The following is a 2,936-nucleotide window of genomic DNA, read 5'->3' as shown; positions in this document are numbered from 1 at the left end:
CCGTCCGCGTGGTGTCGTTCGCCGCGCGGTCGTTTCTTTTTTGTCCGCCCTGTCACCCGGGGGGGGGGGTGCTGGCCCACCGGCGGATGTCCCGGCTGCTGAAGTAGTTCCTCTCTCCGGGCCGGGCCCGTCTTTCGCGGGCTGCGCCCGCTCAGTCGGCCCGGCTGTGTTGGTGGGCCGGGCCCGTCTTTCGCGGGCTGCGCCCGCTCAGTCGGCCCGGCCGCGCCGGGCGCGGTAGTGGCGCACCAGCGCGTCGGTTGAGCTGTCCGACTGCGGCTGCGGCGAGCCGGCCGCGGTGATCACCGGCAGCAGCGCCTTGGCCTGGGTCTTGCCCAGCTCCACCCCCCACTGGTCGAACGAGTCGATGCCCCACACCACCCCCTCGGTGAACACCTGGTGCTCGTAGAGCGCGATCAGCTGGCCGAGCACCGACGGGGTGAGCCGCTCCGCCAGGATCGAGGTGCTGGGCCGGTTGCCCGGCATCACCGTGTGCGGCACCACCGCGGCCGGGGTGCCCTCGGCGGCGATCTCCTCGGCGGTCTTGCCGAACGCCAGCACCTGGGTCTGGGCGAAGAAGTTGCTCATCAGCAGGTCGTGCATGGAGCCGGCGCCGTCGGCGGTGGGCAGGTCGTCGACCGGCTGGGCGAAGCCGATGAAGTCGGCCGGCACCAGCCGGGTGCCCTGGTGCAGCAGCTGGTAGAACGCGTGCTGGCCGTTGGTTCCTGGCTCGCCCCAAAAGATCTCGCCGGTATCGGTGGTTACCGGGGTGCCGTCGGCGCGGGTGGACTTGCCGTTGGACTCCATGGTCAGCTGCTGCAGGTAGGCGGCGAACCGGGCCAGGTCGTTGGCGTAGGGCAACACCGCCCGGGACTGCGCGCCGAAGAAGCTCGAGTACCACAGCCCGATCAACCCGAGCAGCACCGGCGCGTTGGCCTCCAGCGGTGCGGTCCGGAAATGCTCGTCGACGGCGTGGAATCCGGAGAGGAACTCGGCGAACCGGTCCCGGCCGATCGCGGTCATCAGGCTCAGCCCGATCGCCGAGTCCACCGAGTACCGTCCGCCCACCCAGTCCCAGAAGCCGAACATGTTGGCGGTGTCGATGCCGAACTCGGCCACCCGCTGGGCGTTGGTGGAGACCGCGACGAAGTGCTTGGCGACCGCGTCGTCGCCGAGGGCGTCGGTCAGCCAGCGCCGCGCCGCGGTGGCGTTGGTCAGCGTCTCCAGGGTGGAGAACGTCTTGGACGCGACGATGAAAAGCGTTGTGGCCGGGTCCAGGTCGGCCAGGGTGGCCACCAGGTCGGCGGGGTCGACGTTGGAGACGAACCGCGCCGAGATGCCGGCGTCGGCGTAGTGCCGCAGCGCCCCATAGACCATCACCGGACCCAGGTCGGAGCCGCCGATGCCGATGTTGACCACCGTGCTGATTCGCTTGCCGGTGGCGCCGGTCCACTGCCCGCTGCGCAGCCGGTCGGTGAAATCGCCCATCGCGTCGAGCACCGCGTGCACGTCGGCGACCACGTTCTGGCCGTCGACCACCAGCGTCGCGTCGCGCGGCAGTCGCAGCGCGGTGTGCAGCACCGCCCGGTTCTCCGAGGTGTTGATGTGCACCCCGGCGAACATGTCGTCGCGGCGCTGCTCCAGGGCGGCCGTGCGGGCCAGGTCGAGCAGCAGCTTTATCGTCTCATCGGTGATCCGGTGCTTGCTGTAGTCGATGTAGAGGTCACCGACGGTGACGGTGAATTTGCGTCCGCGGTCCGGGTCGTCGGCGAAGAACTGGCGCAGGTGCGTCGCGCCGACTTGGCCGTGGTGGCTGGCGAGGGCCTTCCAGGCGGGTGTGCCGGAGATGTCGGGGATCTGTTGGACCGGGCTCATGGCTCGACCCTAAACCGGTCGTCACAACCCCGCCGCCTGGGCAGTCGCAGCGCGGCGCGCATCTTGTCGGCGTACGGCTGCCTCCCGGACTCCGCCAGTTCGCCGAGGTACTGGTCGAAGGTGATGGTGCCGACCGCCTGGTCCGGGGTCAGGTGGCCGCCGTCGCGGTAGGCGTGCGCGACCCGGCCGGGCAGCGGCACCGAGGCGATCAGCCGGTGCTTTCCGGTCGTGGCCAGGTAGCGTCGGGCCAGCTCCTTGACCGTCAGCACCTGTGGGCCGCCCATGTCCGGCACCCGGCCGGCAGGCGAACCGAGCGCCAGCTCGGCCAGCCGGGCGCCCACGTCGCGCACGTCGATCGGCTGGAAGCTCCAGCCGGCCGGCAGCAGCAGCACCGGCGACGTCGACAGCGTCCGCAGCCCGGCGACGATAAGGTCGTGGAACTGGGTGGCGCGCAACACCGTCCACGGCAGCCCGGAGGCGGCGAGCAGCTGTTCGTCGGCGAGCTTGCGTTGGTAGTAGCCGAACGGCACCCGGTCGACGCCGACGATCGAGATGTAGACCAGGTGCGGTCTCGCCGTTACCCCGGCGACGGCTTCGGCCAGCCGGTCCAGCGGGTCGACACACGCCACCACGGTGTCCACGTCGCGCACCGCATCGGCCAGGCCGGCACCGCTGCGCACGTCACCGACCACATACTGCGCGCCGCCCGGGGCGTCCGGTGCGCACCGGCCGCGGCTGAGCACCCGCACCTCGGCACCGGCCTCAAGCAGACGCTGCACCACCACCCGGCCCACCGTCCCGGTGCCGCCGGCGACCAACACCCGCTTCATCACACCGTCGACTATAAGCGGTCGGGTGAGCGGTCAGTGGCCGAGCCGGCCTCGGCCCATCCGCAGCAGCAGCATCGCCAGGTCCTTGCCGTCGGCGCCCAGGTCGCGGTAGCGCTCGATGACCTTCATCTCCCGGCTGTGCACCAGTCGGGTGCCGCCGGAGGCCATCCGCACCTTACCGATCACCTGGGACACCTCGGTGCGGCGTTTCACCGCGGCTAGGATCTCCGCGTC

The 2,936-nt window shown here is 70.9% G+C and carries 3 protein-coding genes; all 3 read right to left on the bottom strand.

What is annotated here, in order from left to right; translation table 11 throughout:
* Positions 1-207 precede the first annotated feature (207 nt).
* On the bottom strand, positions 208-1,872 hold the full coding sequence (pgi, locus tag AC2VNT_RS06995; RefSeq protein ID WP_486946159.1) for a glucose-6-phosphate isomerase: 1,665 nt from the start codon (positions 1,870-1,872) through the stop codon (positions 208-210).
* The gene (locus tag AC2VNT_RS06990) at positions 1,869-2,702 is read right to left on the bottom strand and encodes an SDR family oxidoreductase (protein ID WP_486946158.1); all 834 of its coding nucleotides are present in this window, start codon (positions 2,700-2,702) and stop codon (positions 1,869-1,871) included. Before AC2VNT_RS06990 ends, pgi begins: the two co-directional genes overlap by 4 nt.
* A gap of 33 nt (positions 2,703-2,735) precedes the next feature.
* Positions 2,736-2,936: chorismate mutase (locus AC2VNT_RS06985; RefSeq protein WP_486946157.1), on the bottom strand; the 201-nt coding region annotated here is incomplete at its 5' end.

Source organism: Mycobacterium sp. TH-M15 (genome assembly GCF_057473705.1).
This window is presented reverse-complemented; position numbering and strand designations above follow the sequence as displayed.